Raw genomic sequence first — 13,608 nt, 5'->3', positions numbered from 1 at the left:
GGGTGTTCGAACGGGTGCGGTAGGGTCCCGGCCGGCGTTCGACGGAGAGGGGAGCGGGGATGGCCGTGGGTTCGCTGGTGCGCCGGGTGTTCGGCCCGCGCTGCGGGGGTGGGCGGCACGTGATCAGGACGGCGCGCCTGGACCTCTTCACGCCCGTCATCAGGCTCGACGCGGCGGCCTGCATCGGTGTGCTGGTGGATGCCGGGGCCCAGCGGTGGAACGGCCTGGTGTGGGAGGAGGGGACCATGGGGGCCGCGGCGGCGGCCCAGCTGTTGTCGTTCGGCACGGGACGGCGTTCGGAGGCGGTCCGGCAGTGGCCGCAGGCGCGGCTCGGCGAGCGGCTGGCGGCGGACCAGGTGGACGGGGGCCAACTGGTGGCCGTGCACCGGGCGGACCGCCGGTACGCGGGGGAGGTGGCCTTCGACCCGGAGACCGGGCAGATCGGCGGCACGCTCGCGCCGTGGTACCGCTACCGCGGCCTGGGCACCGAACTCTTCGCGGCCGGCGCCGAGCTGGCCCACCGTCACCTCGGCGTCGCGTCCGTCGGCGCGGGGGCCGAGGTGGGCAACCGCCCCAGTCGGCGTTCGCTCGAAGCCGCGGGCTTCACTCCGGCCGGGGGCCCGGCCCGGCACGTCCTGCCCGACGGGCGGGAGGTCGACTCGTCCTGGTACGAGCACCGTTCCGAGCACCCTCGTCGGTGCTGACCACTCCCGCTGAGTGCCATTGCACTGTTACCGTCCGGGTCATGCCCAACGACGCTGCCCACGACGCCGCCAAGCGCGAGATCGACGCCCTCACCGCCGAGTTCTTCGGAGCCTTCGACAACCGGGACGGGAAGCCGGCCGACGTCGGGCGGATCCGGCGGTTGATGGTGCCGGGCGGGGTGATCGTGGTGACCGGCCCGAAGTACACCGTCTTCTCCGTCGAGGAGTTCGTCGCGCCCCGCGAGGAGCTGCTCTCCAACGGGCGGCTGACCGAGTTCCACGAGTGGGAGACCAGCGAGCGGACCGACATCGCCGGGGACATCGCCTGCCGGTTCGGGGAGTACGCCAAGGCGGGCTTCTTCGACGGGGCCGTGTACGAGGGGGAGGGCACCAAGACCATCCAGTTCGTCCGCACCCCGCAGGACGGTTGGAGGATCACCGCCTTCTCCTGGTACGACCGGCCCTGACGGTGACCCGCATCAAGGACCTCGCCCCGTACCGCTACTCCGACACGACCACCCTGCAGCTCCCGGGCAGCGTCTACGTCTCCTTCCGCCACGCCCCGGAGCGCACCCTCGCCGTGGGCTGGCTCGGCAACACCTGCCCGTCCACCGGCCCGGTGGACGGGGAACTGCTGGACGCGATCCGGGAGTTGCTGCGGCACCAGCGGATCTCCCTCACCCGGGGCTTCCACTCCTGCGGGATCTGCGGACCGGTCGCCTGGGCCGACATGCAGGAGGGCGAGGCCAAGGTGCTGGCGGGTGAGTTCGGCAACGGCGAGCTCCGGGTGCCGGGGGAGGGCGGGGTGACGTACGCGGCGCCGGTGATGCTCTGGCACTACGTCAGCGCCCACGGCTACCGCCCGCCGCCCGCCTTCGCCGCCGCCGCGAAGGAGTTCACGGCCTCCGGCCGGCACCGTGACATGACCGTCCTGGCGCCCCCGGACGCCGAGGTGCACCGGTTCGACTGACGCCCCGTCGCCCCGTTCAGAGCCCCGGGGCGCCCCAGACCGGGAACCAGCGGTTGAGTTCCGGTTCGACCTTGAGGTCGTCGGCGAGCAGGGCCCTGACCTGGAGCTCCAGTGCGTTGTCCCGCCGTTCGGTGCCGCCGGGGAGCGGCGCGAAGGGGTAGAAGGTGCCGCGCTTGTAGAGGTAGACCAGGCCGAGCGGGCGGCCGGCTCCGTCGCGGAAGGAGACGATGGAGCAGAGCAGTTGGGGGCCGAAGCCGTTGGCCTCCAGTTCGCTGTTGACGGCGTGGAGGTCGTTGACCAGTTCGGGGAGTTCCTCGGGGGCGTGCCGGGCCAGCAGCCAGGAGTAGCCGTAGGAGTCGCGGGAGGCCTCGACGGGGGTGCCGCCGCGGTCGGTGTCGGCGTCGAGGAGGGCGGTGACCTGGCGGGTCACCTCGTCGAAGGCGCCGCCCTCGACGGCGGCGAAGCAGACCGAGCCGAGGCCGGTGGGGCGGAAGCCGGCCCCGGCCTCCAGGGTGAGGGCGGCGGAGGGGACGGCGAACAGCTGGTCCAGGTCGGGGCGGACGGGCTTGCTGCGGCCGAAGAGCGAGTCGAGGAATCCCATGGTCCGGCAGGCTCCCTTTCAGCGGCCGAGCTCGGCGGAGATCCGCCCGAGCTGGGCGAGCCGCTGCTCCAGCGACGGGTGGGTGGACATCAGTTGGCTCGCCGTCTCGCGGGCGCTGAGCGCGGGCGCGAAGTAGAAGGCGTTGTACGGCTGCGCCCGCCGCAGGTCCTCGGTGGGGATGGCGGAGATCTGGCCGGTGACCTTGGTGAGGGCGGAGGCCAGTGCGCTGGGCCGGCCGGTGAGTTGGGCGGCGGCGCGGTCGGCGGCCAGTTCGCGGTAGCGGGAGAGCATCCGGGTGAGCAGGAAGCTGGCCGCGTAGACGACCATGCTGACCAGCGGGACGACGATCATCGCGACGGCCGCGTTGCCGTCCCGGCTGCCGCGCCCGTTCAGGAAGCCGCCGTAGAGCGCGATCCGGGTGATCACCCCGGCCAGCACGCCGAGGAAGCCGGCGACGGTCATCACGGCGACGTCCCGGTGGGCGACGTGCGAGAGCTCGTGGGCGAGCACGCCCTCCAGCTCCTCGGGCTCCAGCCGCCGCATCAGGCCGGTGGTGACGCAGACCACCGCGTTCTGCGGGTTGCGGCCGGTGGCGAAGGCGTTGGGCATGTCGGTGTCGGTGACCGCCACCCGGGGTTTGGGCATGTCGGCCAGGGCGCAGAGCCGGTCGACGGCGCCGTGCAGCTGCGGGTACTCCTCGGGGGTGACCTCGCGGGCGCCCATGGCGCGCTGGGTGATCCGGTCGCTGAACCAGAACTGCGCCACGAAGAGCCCGCCGGAGATCAGCACCACCAGCGGCCAGGCCCCGCGCAGCAGCACGATCAGCACTCCGGTGAAGCCCACGTACAGCAGCCCGATGACGAACATGGTGGCGACCATCCGGCCCGTCAGACCGCGGTCCGGGGCGAAGCGGGTGTGCCGTGCTGATGACATGTCTGCTCCTTTTGTCCCGGTACATCCGCTTTCGATGCTGCCACTCCGGGACGGCCCCCGGGGTGAGGCCCAACTGACGGAGCAACGAGGATCACCTGAGCGCCCCGTTCCTGCCGTCACCCGTGGGCCTTACACTGGCTGGTACTGCCCTGGCACTCTGACCGTCTGAGTGCCAGCAGGCCTGGCCGAGAGGGAGGTGGGTGCCATGTACGGCGAGCGGCCGTTGGACGACCGCAAGCTCGCGGTGCTGCGCGCCATCGTCCAGGACTACGTCGGGACGGAGGAGCCGGTCGGCTCCAAGGCCTTGGTCGAGCGGCACAACCTTGGCGTCTCCCCGGCCACCGTGCGCAACGACATGGCGGCCCTGGAGGAGGACGGCTACATCCACCAGCCGCACACCAGCGCCGGCCGGATCCCCACCGACAAGGGGTACCGGCTGTTCGTGGACCGGCTGGCCGAGATCAAGCCGATGAGCTCCCCGGAGCGCCGGGCCATCCGGCACTTCCTGGACGGCGCGGTGGACCTGGACGACACGGTGGCCCGCACGGTCCGGCTGCTGGCGCAGCTGACCAGGCAGGTCGCGGTGGTCCAGTACCCCTCGCTGAGCCGTTCGACGGTCCGTCACGTCGAGCTGGTGGCACTGGCCCCGGCCAAGGTGATGCTGGTCCTGATCACCAACACCGGCCGGGTCGAGCAGCGGATGGTGGACTGCCCGGGCGCGGTCGGCGAGACGGTCCTGGCGGACCTGCGCTCGCGGCTGAACGCCCAGGCCGTGGGCCGCCCGCTGCCGGAGGTCCCGGGCCTGCTGGAGGACCTCCCGTCCACCTTCGAGCCCGCCGACCGGCCGACGGTCTCCACCGTGCTGGCCACCCTGTTCGAGACCCTGGCGGAGCAGAACGAGGAGCGGATCATGCTGGCCGGCACGGCCAACCTGACCCGCTTCGGCCACGACTTCCCGCTCACCATCCAGCCGGTGCTGGAGGCCCTGGAGGAGCAGGTCGTCCTGCTCCGTCTCCTGGGTGAGACGGCGGACGCGGGGATGACGGTCCGGATCGGCCACGAGAACGCGTACGAGGGCCTCAATTCCACCTCGGTGGTCTCGGTCGGTTACGGTTCGGGCGATCAGAGTGTCGCGAAGCTGGGCGTGATCGGACCGACCCGGATGGACTACCCGGGCACAATGGGGGCGGTGCGAGCGGTGGCGAGGTACGTGGGCCAGATCCTGGCCGAGTCGTAGGCGAGTCGTAGGAACAGCTCGAAGAACAGCACTGTTCAGGACCAGTCGCAGCACTTCTAGAGGCGGAACAAGCGGAGCATTTGGTGGCCACGGACTACTACGCGGTACTCGGCGTCCGACGGGATGCGGGGCAGGACGAGATCAAGAAGGCGTTCCGGCGCCTCGCCCGCGAACTGCACCCGGACGTCAACCCGGACCCCAAGACCCAGGAGCGGTTCAAGGAGATCAACGCCGCCTACGAGGTGCTCTCCGACCCGGCCAAGCGCCAGGTCTACGACCTCGGCGGCGACCCGCTCTCGCCCAACGGCGGCGGCGGGGCCGGCGGCTTCGGCGCGGGCGCGGCGGGCTTCGGCTTCTCCGACATCATGGACGCGTTCTTCGGCGCGGCCTCGGGCCAGCGCGGCCCGCGCTCGCGCACCCGGCGCGGCCAGGACGCGATGATCCGGCTGGAGATCACCCTGGAGGAGGCCGCCTTCGGCACCACCAAGGAACTCCAGGTCGACACCGCCGTCACCTGCACCACCTGCAACGGCGAGGGCGCGGCCCCCGGCACCTCGGCGCAGACCTGTGACATGTGCCGCGGCAAGGGCGAGGTCTCCCAGGTCACCCGGTCCTTCCTGGGCCAGGTCATGACCTCCCGCCCCTGCCCGCAGTGCCAGGGCTTCGGCACCGTGGTGCCGACCCCGTGCCCCGAGTGCGCCGGCGACGGCCGGGTCCGCGCCCGCCGCACCCTGACGGTCAAGATCCCGGCCGGTGTGGACAACGGCACCCGGATCCAGCTGGCCGGCGAGGGCGAGGTCGGCCCCGGCGGCGGCCCCGCCGGTGACCTCTACGTCGAGATCGCCGAGACCAGCCACCCGACCTTCCAGCGGCGCGGGGACGACCTGCACTGCACCGTCACCATCCCGATGACGGCCGCCGCGCTCGGCACCCAGGTGCCGCTGCAGACCCTGGACGGCCTGGAGGAGGTCGACATCCGGCCCGGCACCCAGTCCGGCCAGTCGATCCCGCTGCACGGACGGGGCGTCACCCACCTGCGCGGCGGCGGCCGTGGCGACTTGATAGTGCACGTCGAGGTGCAGACGCCGACCAAGCTCGACCCGGAGCAGGAGGAGCTGCTGCGGCGGCTCGCCGTGCTGCGCGGCGAGGAGCGGCCGTCGGGCCAGTTCGCACCGGGCCAGCAGGGCCTGTTCTCCCGCCTGAAGGACGCGTTCAACGGCCGCTGACGGCGGCCCGAAGGAGTAGCACCGCATGACCGCCCCCGTGTTCGTCGTGGAGTCCGCACTGCTCGCCGGGGCCGCCCCCGGCTCGGTGGTGCGGCTGGACGGGCCCGAGGGGCGGCACGCGGCGGCGGTCAAGCGGTTGGAGCCCGGCGAGGCCGTCACCCTGGCGGACGGCCTGGGCCTCGGCGTGGACGGCGCCGTGACGGCCGTGCACGGCAAGGACGCGCTGGACGTCGAGGTGCTGGCGGTCCGTCAGGAGCCGGAGCCGGCGCCGAGGATCGTGGTGGTCCAGGCGCTGCCCAAGGGCGACCGGGGCGAGCTCGCGGTCGAGACCATGACCGAGGTCGGGGTGGACGTGGTGATCCCCTGGGCCGCCTCCCGCTGCATCACGCAGTGGAAGGGCGACCGGGGCGCCAAGGCGCTGGCCAAGTGGCGCTCCACCGCCCGGGAGGCCGGCAAGCAGTCCCGCCGGCTGCGCTTCCCCGAGGTCCGGGACCTCGTGACCACCCGTCAGCTGGCCCCGCTGCTCTCCGCCGCCGCCTTCGCCGCCGTGCTGCACGAGGAGGGCTCCGAGCCGCTGGCCACCGCCGCCCTCCCGGCCACCGGGGACTTGGTGCTGGTGGTCGGTCCGGAGGGCGGCGTCTCCCCGGACGAGCTGGCCGCCTTCGCCGGGGCCGGGGCGAAGCCGCACCGCTTGGGCCCCTCCGTGCTCCGCACCTCCACCGCCGGCGTCGCGGCCGGCGCCCTGCTGCTGGGCCGCACCGGCCGCTGGGGCTGACGGCCGCCGCGGGCCGTCGGCGGGCCGTCCCCGGCCGAAGGGTTCGCTGACAAAGAAACGCATGGCCGTGGGCCGACCCCCTGCATAGGGTGGCCGCCGTGACGACCTCTGCCGGCGCCTACCTGCGCCACCCCCATCTGCACGGCGACCTGCTGACCTTCGTCGCCGAGGACGACATCTGGCTGGCCCCGATCGAGGGCGGCCGGGCCTGGCGCCTGACGGCCGATCAGGTCCCGGTGAGCCACCCGCGGTTCTCGCCGGACGGCCGGCACGTCGCCTGGACCTCCACCCGGGACGGTGCGCCGGAGATCCACGTGGCCCCCGCCGAGGGCGGCCCGTCCCGGCGGCTGACCCACTGGGGCGCGCCCCGCACCCGGCTGCGCGGCTGGACCGCCGACGGCCGCCCGGTCGCGGTGAGCTCCGCCGGGCAGGAGACCATGCGCCGCAGCTGGGCCTTCGCGATCCCGCTGGACGGCGGCGAGCCGGAGCGGCTGCCGTTCGGGCCGGTCGGCGGGCTGGCCGAGGAGCCGGGCGGCCCGCGGACGCTGCTGCTGGCCCCGCTGGGCACCGAGCCGGCGTACTGGAAGCGCTACCGGGGCGGCACCGCCGGGAAGCTCTGGATCGGCGAGCGCGGCGGCGAGTTCACCCGCCTGCACGCCGGGCTGGACGGCCGGGCGAACATCGACTCGCCGCTCTGGGTCGGCGGCCGGATCGCCTTCCTGGCCGACCACGAGGGCACCGGGCAGCTCTACTCCAGCCTCCCGGACGGCTCGGACCTGCGCCGGCACACCGCTGACCAGGGCGGGTTCTACGCCCGCAACGCCACCACCGACGGCACCCGGGTGGTCTGGCACAGCGCCGGTGACCTCTGGCTGCTGGACGACCTGGACGGTGCCGAGCCGCGCCGCCTGGACGTCCGCCCGTCCGGCCCCCGCTCCGGCCGCCGCCCCCACCCGGTGGCCGCCGCAGGGCAGTTGGAGACCGTCGCGCCGGACCGCACCGGCCGTGCCAGCGCCGTGGTGGTCCGCGGCTCGGTGCACTGGCTGACCCACCAGGAGGGCCCGGCCCGGGTGCTGGACGAGACCCCGGGGGTGCGCAACCGGCTGGCCCGGGTGGTGCCCGGGGCCGAGGGCGCGGACGGCGTCCGGGGCCCGCAGGGCGCGGTCTGGATCACCGACGCCCAGGGCGACGACGCCCTGGTGCACGCGCCCGAGGCGCTGGGCGCCGAGCGCCGGGTGCTGGCCGCCGGTCAGCTCGGCCGGGTGCACTCGATGGTGGTCGCTCCGGACGGCGCCAGCCTGGCGCTGGCCGTGCACGACGGCCGGGTGCTCCAGCTGGTGCTGGCCGACGGCACCCTGCACGAGCTGGCCCGCAGCGGCCAGGGCGAGGTCACCGGCCTGGCCTTCTCGCCGGACTCGCGCCACCTGGCCTGGTCGCAGCCGGCCCTCGGCGCCGAGTCGCTGCGGCAGATCGTGCTGGCCGACCTGACGGACCGTTCGGTGGCCGAGGTCACCCCGCAGCGCTTCGTCGACTACGCGCCGGCCTTCACCACTGACGGCAGGCACCTGGCCTTCCTCTCGGTCCGCAACTTCGACCCGGTCTACGACGCGCACGTCTTCGACCTCTCCTTCCCGACCGGTGCCCGCCCGTACCTGGTCACCCTGGCAGCCGACACCCCGTCGCCGTTCGGCCCGCAGCGGGCCGGGCGTTCGGTCACCGGCGAGGACGAGGAGCCGGCGGCCAAGAAGGACGAGGAGAAGAAGGACGGCGAGGACGGGAAGGAGAAGGCCCCCGAGACCAGGGTCGACCTGGACGGGATCGCCGACCGGATCATCCCGTTCCCGGTCGAGGGCGGCCAGTTCGGCGGCCTGCGCGCGGTCAAGGACGGCGTGCTCTGGACCAGGTACCCGCTGCTCGGCATGCTCGGCGACAACGCCGCCTCGCTGGACGACGACGAGGCCCGCCCGGTGCTGGAGCGCTTCGACTTCAAGAAGCGCCGGGCCGAGGAGCTGGTCTCCGAGCTGGACGGCTTCGCGCTCAGCGGCGACGCCGGCCGGGTGGTGGTCCTCGACCAGGGCACCGTCCGGGTGGTCCCGGCCGACCACAAGGCGGGCGAGGACGACGACCTGACGGTGGACCTGGACCGCCTGCGGATCACCGTCGACCCGGCGGCCGAGTGGCGGCAGATGTTCGACGAGAACGGCCGCCTGATGCGGGACAACTTCTGGCGCGCCGACCTCGGCGGGGTGGACTGGGACGGCATCCTGGACCGCTACCGGCCGCTGGTGGACCGGGTCGGCAGCCACGACGAGCTGGTGGACCTGCTCTGGGAGACCGTCGGCGAGCTCGGCACCTCGCACGCCTACGTGATGCCGCCCGGCCGGGGCACCGAGGCGGCGCGCCGTCAGGGGCTGCTCGGCGCCGACCTGGTGAAGGACGGTGAGGTCTGGCGGGTGGCCCGGGTGCTGCCCGGCGAGTCCTCCGACCCGCGCGCCCGCTCCCCGCTGGCCGCCCCCGGCGCGGCGGTCCGTCCCGGAGACGCGCTGCTCGCGGTGAACGGCCGCCCGGTCGACCCGGTCACCGGCCCGGCCCCGCTGCTGGCGGGCACGGCCGGCCAGCCGGTCGAGCTCACCGTCGCCGGCCCGGACGGCACCGAGCGCCACCCGGTGGTGGTGCCGCTGGCCGACGAGGAGGCGCTGCGCTACCACGACTGGGTGGCCGGCCGCCGGGCCGCCGTCCGGGCGCTCTCCGACGGGCGGCTCGGCTACCTGCACGTCCCGGACATGCAGGTGGGCGGCTGGGCCCAGATCCACCGCGACCTGCGGGTGGAGATGTCCAAGGAGGGCGTGATCGTCGACCTGCGGGAGAACCGCGGCGGCCACACCTCCCAGCTGATCATCGAGAAGCTCAACCGCCGGGTGGTCGGCTGGGACTACGCCCGCGACCTGGCCACCCCCGCCCCGTACCCGCAGGACGCGCCGCGCGGCCCGGTGGTGGCGCTGGCCGACGAGTTCTCCGGCTCGGACGGCGACATCGTCAACGCGGCGATCCAGGCGCTCGGCATCGGCCCGGTGGTCGGCACCCGCACCTGGGGCGGCGTGATCGGCATCGACGGCCGCTACAGCCTGGTCGACGGCACCGGTGTCACCCAGCCCAAGTACTCGTTCTGGCTGGAGGGTTACGGCTGGGGCGTGGAGAACCACGGCGTCGACCCGGACGTCGAGGTCCCGATCGCCCCGCACCAGTGGGCCGACGGCGAGGACCCGCAGCTGGCCGAGGGCGTCCGCATCGCACTCGCCGCGCTGGCCGAGCGCCCGGCCGTCACCGCCCCGGAGCTGCCCGGACTCTAGTGACCGTCCTGGTGCCGGCGGGCGCGCCGGACCAGGAACAGCACCAGGCCGCCGATCAGGAGCAGCGGCAGCAGGAGCAGCAGGATCAGCAGCCCGCCGAGGCCGCCGGAGGACTTCTTCTTCTTGGCCTTGGCGGGCTGCTTGCCGACCACGGTCGGGGACGGCGCGGCGTTCGGGGCCTTGGAGAGGTCGACGGAGGGGCTGGGCGTCGGGGCCGGGGACGAGGAGGTGCCCGTGCCGGGCTGCCGGGTCGCGCCGGTCCCGGAGGTGGTGCCGCCCACCCCGGAGGTGGTCAGGGTGCTGTCCGAACCGCCGGTCCCGGTCGTGGGCTTGGACACCCCGCCGCCGGTCGACGAGCCGCCGGTGCCGGAGCCGCCGCTGTCCGAACCGCCGGTCCCCGCCGTGGGCTTGGACACCCCGCCGGTGGTGGAGCCGCCGCTGTCCGAACCTCCCGAGCTGGTCGTCCTGCCCTTCGACCCCCCGCTGCTGCTGCCGCTCCTGCTGCCGCTGCTACTGCTGCTGCCCCCGCTCTTCGCCTCGGCGGGCACGACGGCCCCGGCCAGCAGCGCCCCGACCAGGGCGGCGGTGCTCAACAGGGCGGGCAGGCGGCGCATGTGACGCTCCGTGGGGGAGGGGCGGTGGACGGCCGGGAAACGTACCACAGGCCCCCACCCGGGAGGCAGGCCCTGGGCTAGGCTGCGACCGTATCCGGAACGACCAGCGAGGAGACCGTGATGGCCGGCGAGCCGCAGTCCGACTGCCTGTTCTGCAAGATCGTGGCGGGGGAGATCCCGGCCACCGTGGTCCGCAAGACCGAGCGCACGCTCGCCTTCCGGGACATCCACCCGCAGGCGCCCACCCACGTCCTGGTGATCCCGCACGCCCACTACCCGAACGCGGCCGAACTCGCCGCCGCCGAGCCGGAGATCGCCGGCGAGCTGCTGGCCGAGGCCGGCGAGGTGGCCAAGGACGAGGGCCTGGACTCCTACCGGCTGATCTTCAACACCGGTGCGGGCGCGGGCCAGACGGTCTTCCACGCCCACGTGCACGTGCTCGGCGGCCGCACGCTCCACGAGGGCCTGGTCTGATCCGGTGTCCCAGCGCGAACTCGTCGTCCTCGGCACCGCCAGCCAGGTGCCCACCCGGCACCGCAACCACAACGGCTACCTGCTCCGCTGGGACGGCGAGGGCCTGCTGTTCGACCCCGGCGAGGGGACGCAGCGTCAGATGCTGCACGCCGGGGTCTCCGCCACCCAGCTGACCAGGCTCTGCGTCACGCACTTCCACGGCGACCACTCGCTGGGCCTGGCCGGGGTGATCCAGCGGATCAACCTCGACAGGGTGCCGCACCCGGTGGACGCCTACTACCCCGCCACCGGCCAGGTCTTCTTCGACCGGCTGCGGCACGCCACCGCCTTCCACGAGACCGCCGAACTGCGCCCCCGCCCGATCGAGGAGCCCGGCCCGCTGACCGCCCCGGGCGCCGCCTTCGAGCTGAGCGCCGTCCGGCTCTCGCACCCGGTGGACTCCTTCGGCTACCGGCTCGCCGAGCCGGACTCGACCCGGCTGATCCCGGCCCGGCTGAGGGAACTGGGCATCGCCGGCCCGGCCGTCGGCCGCCTCCAGCGGGACGGCGCGGTCGAGCTGGACGGACGGACCGTCACCCTGGCCGAGGTCAGCGAGCCCCGCCCGGGCCAGAGGTTCGCCTTCGTGATGGACACCCGGCTCTGCGAGGGCGTCGCCGAACTCGCCGACGGCACCGACCTGTTGGTGATCGAGGCGACCTTCCTGGAGTCCGAGGCCCACCTCGCCGAGGAGCACGGCCACCTCACCGCCGCCCAGGCCGCCCGGGCCGCCGCCGAGGCCGGGGTGCGCACCCTGGTGCTGACCCACTTCTCCCAGCGCTACCCGGACCTGAGCGGTCATCTGGCCGAGGCCCGCAAGCACTTCGACGGCGAGCTGGTGATTGCCCAGGACCTGGCCCGGGTAGCCGTACCGCCGCGACGGTGAGCCGGCCGGCGAGGCACGCGGGCACACGGAAAACCACTCGCATCCACACGCTTCCTCCCGGACCATCGGAAGCCGCGTCACCGCAGTGACCGGGTGCGCGGCGTACCCTGGTGACCCCGGAGAACCGAGCGGCACCCCTAGACGACGGATGGGATGAGGCAGGCCCGAGCGGCCGACCCATGACTGAGACACCGCAGACCCGTACCAATGGACAGTCGCGTCCCCACGGGGACGCCGCCGCCACCGCCCGGATCACCATCCCCGAGAAGCACCCGATGGTCACCCTGCTCGGGGCGACCGACTCGCTGCTCCGGGTGATCGAGCAGGGCTTCCCGGACGCCGACATCCACGTCCGCGGCAACGAGGTGACCGCAACCGGCGGGCGCGCCGAGGTGGCCCTGGTCCAGCAGCTGTTCAACGAGATGATGCTGGTGCTGCGCACCGGCCAACCGCTGACGGAGGACGCCGTGGAGCGTTCCATCGCCATGCTCAGGAACGCCGCCGAGGACCCGGACCACCCGGCCCCGTCCGAGGTCTTCACCGCGAACATCCTGTCCAACCGGGGCCGCACCATCCGCCCCAAGACGCTCAACCAGCAGCGCTACGTCGACGCGATCGACAAGCACACCGTCGTCTTCGGCCTCGGCCCCGCCGGCACCGGCAAGACCTACCTGGCGATGGCCAAGGCCGTCCAGGCCCTCCAGGCCAAGGAGATCAACCGGATCATCCTGACCCGGCCGGCCGTCGAGGCGGGGGAGCGGCTGGGCTTCCTGCCCGGCACCCTCTACGAGAAGATCGACCCGTACCTGCGCCCGCTCTACGACGCGCTGCACGACATGATGGACCCGGACTCCATCCCCCGGCTGATGGCCGCGGGCACCATCGAGGTCGCCCCGCTCGCCTACATGCGCGGCCGGACCCTCAACGACGCCTTCATCATCCTGGACGAGGCCCAGAACACCTCGCCCGAGCAGATGAAGATGTTCCTCACCCGCCTGGGCTTCAACTCCCGGGTCGTGGTGACGGGTGACACCAGCCAGATCGACCTCCCGAACGGCACCCGTTCCGGCCTCAAGGTCGTCCAGGAGATCCTCGCCGACGTGCCGGACATCCACTTCTCGGTGCTCACCAGCACCGACGTGGTCCGCCACAAGCTGGTCGGCCGGATCGTGGACGCCTACGAGCGCTGGGACGCCCAGCAGGAGGCCGCCGAGGCCCCGGCCGCCCGCAAGCCCGTCCAGCGGAAGGGCGCCCGTGCCCCCCGCCAGTCCCATCGCACCGAAAGCTGAGTAACCAGCCCGTCATGTCGATCGACATCGCCAACGAGTCCGACTGGGAGGTCGACGAGGAGTCCATCCTCGACGTCGCCCGCTACGCCCTCGACCAGATGCGGATCCACCCGCAGGCGGAGCTCTCCGTCATCCTGGTCGACAGCGCCCAGATGGAGGAGCTGCACATCCAGTGGATGGACCTCCCCGGTCCCACCGACGTGATGTCGTTCCCGATGGACGAGCTGCGCCCCGGCAAGGAGGGCGAGGACCTGCCGCAGGGCCTGCTCGGTGACATCGTGCTCTGCCCCGAGGTGGCCAAGCAGCAGGGCCTGGACGCCCCGACCAAGCACTCGATGGACGACGAGCTGCAGCTGCTCACCGTCCACGGGGTGCTCCACGTGCTCGGCTACGACCACGAGGAGCCGGAGGAGAAGGAGGTCATGTTCGGCCTCCAGAAGCGCATCCTGGACGACTGGCGAGAGGGGCGCGGCCTGTCCGCGATCTCCCCGGCCCCGACCACCCACTGAGGCC

General features: G+C 73.3%; 14 protein-coding genes. 11 read left to right on the top strand and 3 right to left on the bottom strand.

Annotated features, from left to right (window positions below):
- Positions 1-59 precede the first annotated feature (59 nt).
- The 3 genes from ACIA8O_RS08400 to ACIA8O_RS08390 are packed head-to-tail and all read left to right on the top strand — an operon-like array spanning position 60 to position 1,674.
- Positions 60-704, top strand: a complete 645-nt coding sequence (locus tag ACIA8O_RS08400) for a GNAT family N-acetyltransferase (protein ID WP_396292810.1) — start codon at positions 60-62, stop codon at positions 702-704.
- Between the two features lie 41 nt (positions 705-745).
- Positions 746-1,171: a DUF4440 domain-containing protein gene (locus ACIA8O_RS08395; protein ID WP_396292809.1), complete on the top strand. Its 426-nt coding sequence runs from the start codon at positions 746-748 to the stop codon at positions 1,169-1,171.
- Between the two features lie 2 nt (positions 1,172-1,173).
- Entirely contained in the window at positions 1,174-1,674 is a 501-nt protein-coding gene (locus ACIA8O_RS08390) for a hypothetical protein (RefSeq protein ID WP_396292808.1), read from the top strand.
- A gap of 16 nt (positions 1,675-1,690) precedes the next feature.
- On the opposite strand, the gene ACIA8O_RS08385 is transcribed toward ACIA8O_RS08390, so the two are convergent.
- Positions 1,691-2,275 (bottom strand): hypothetical protein, encoded by a 585-nt coding sequence (locus ACIA8O_RS08385; RefSeq protein WP_396292806.1) that lies wholly within the window; start codon positions 2,273-2,275, stop codon positions 1,691-1,693.
- Positions 2,276-2,293: 18 nt separating this feature from the next.
- Positions 2,294-3,208, bottom strand: a complete 915-nt coding sequence (gene htpX / locus ACIA8O_RS08380; RefSeq protein ID WP_396292805.1) for a zinc metalloprotease HtpX — start codon at positions 3,206-3,208, stop codon at positions 2,294-2,296.
- Between the two features lie 205 nt (positions 3,209-3,413).
- Here htpX and hrcA point away from each other — a divergent pair, with 205 nt between their 5' ends.
- The 4 genes from hrcA to ACIA8O_RS08360 all read left to right on the top strand — a co-directional run bounded on the left by hrcA (position 3,414) and on the right by ACIA8O_RS08360 (position 9,796).
- Positions 3,414-4,445: a heat-inducible transcriptional repressor HrcA gene (gene hrcA, locus ACIA8O_RS08375; protein WP_396292804.1), complete on the top strand. Its 1,032-nt coding sequence runs from the start codon at positions 3,414-3,416 to the stop codon at positions 4,443-4,445.
- An 83-nt stretch (positions 4,446-4,528) separates the two neighbouring features.
- On the top strand, positions 4,529-5,671 hold the full coding sequence (dnaJ, locus tag ACIA8O_RS08370; RefSeq protein ID WP_396292803.1) for a molecular chaperone DnaJ: 1,143 nt from the start codon (positions 4,529-4,531) through the stop codon (positions 5,669-5,671).
- Between the two features lie 25 nt (positions 5,672-5,696).
- Entirely contained in the window at positions 5,697-6,446 is a 750-nt protein-coding gene (locus ACIA8O_RS08365) for a 16S rRNA (uracil(1498)-N(3))-methyltransferase (RefSeq protein WP_396292802.1), read from the top strand.
- A gap of 89 nt (positions 6,447-6,535) precedes the next feature.
- Positions 6,536-9,796, top strand: coding sequence for a PDZ domain-containing protein (locus tag ACIA8O_RS08360; RefSeq protein WP_396292801.1), 3,261 nt, complete (start codon positions 6,536-6,538; stop codon positions 9,794-9,796).
- Here ACIA8O_RS08360 and ACIA8O_RS08355 read toward each other — a convergent pair.
- Positions 9,793-10,410, bottom strand: a complete 618-nt coding sequence (locus ACIA8O_RS08355; RefSeq protein WP_396292800.1) for a hypothetical protein — start codon at positions 10,408-10,410, stop codon at positions 9,793-9,795. The genes ACIA8O_RS08360 and ACIA8O_RS08355 overlap by 4 nt on opposite strands.
- Positions 10,411-10,530: 120 nt before the next feature.
- Here ACIA8O_RS08355 and ACIA8O_RS08350 point away from each other — a divergent pair, with 120 nt between their 5' ends.
- From ACIA8O_RS08350 to ybeY, 4 genes are all read left to right on the top strand, one after another.
- Positions 10,531-10,884 (top strand): histidine triad nucleotide-binding protein, encoded by a 354-nt coding sequence (locus tag ACIA8O_RS08350; RefSeq protein ID WP_396292799.1) that lies wholly within the window; start codon positions 10,531-10,533, stop codon positions 10,882-10,884.
- A 4-nt stretch (positions 10,885-10,888) separates the two neighbouring features.
- Positions 10,889-11,806 (top strand): ribonuclease Z, encoded by a 918-nt coding sequence (locus ACIA8O_RS08345; RefSeq protein WP_396292798.1) that lies wholly within the window; start codon positions 10,889-10,891, stop codon positions 11,804-11,806.
- 179 nt (positions 11,807-11,985) lie between these two features.
- Complete coding sequence (locus ACIA8O_RS08340; protein WP_396292797.1) at positions 11,986-13,095, top strand: PhoH family protein; 1,110 nt, start codon at positions 11,986-11,988, stop codon at positions 13,093-13,095.
- A 14-nt stretch (positions 13,096-13,109) separates the two neighbouring features.
- Positions 13,110-13,604: an rRNA maturation RNase YbeY gene (gene ybeY, locus ACIA8O_RS08335; RefSeq protein ID WP_396292795.1), complete on the top strand. Its 495-nt coding sequence runs from the start codon at positions 13,110-13,112 to the stop codon at positions 13,602-13,604.
- Positions 13,605-13,608: the final 4 nt, after the last annotated feature.

It is taken from the genome of Kitasatospora sp. NPDC051853, assembly GCF_044452665.1.
Classification (GTDB): Bacteria; Actinomycetota; Actinomycetes; order Streptomycetales; family Streptomycetaceae; genus Kitasatospora.
The sequence above is the reverse complement of the archived record's forward strand: the minus strand, read 5'-3'. Positions and strand labels throughout refer to the sequence as shown.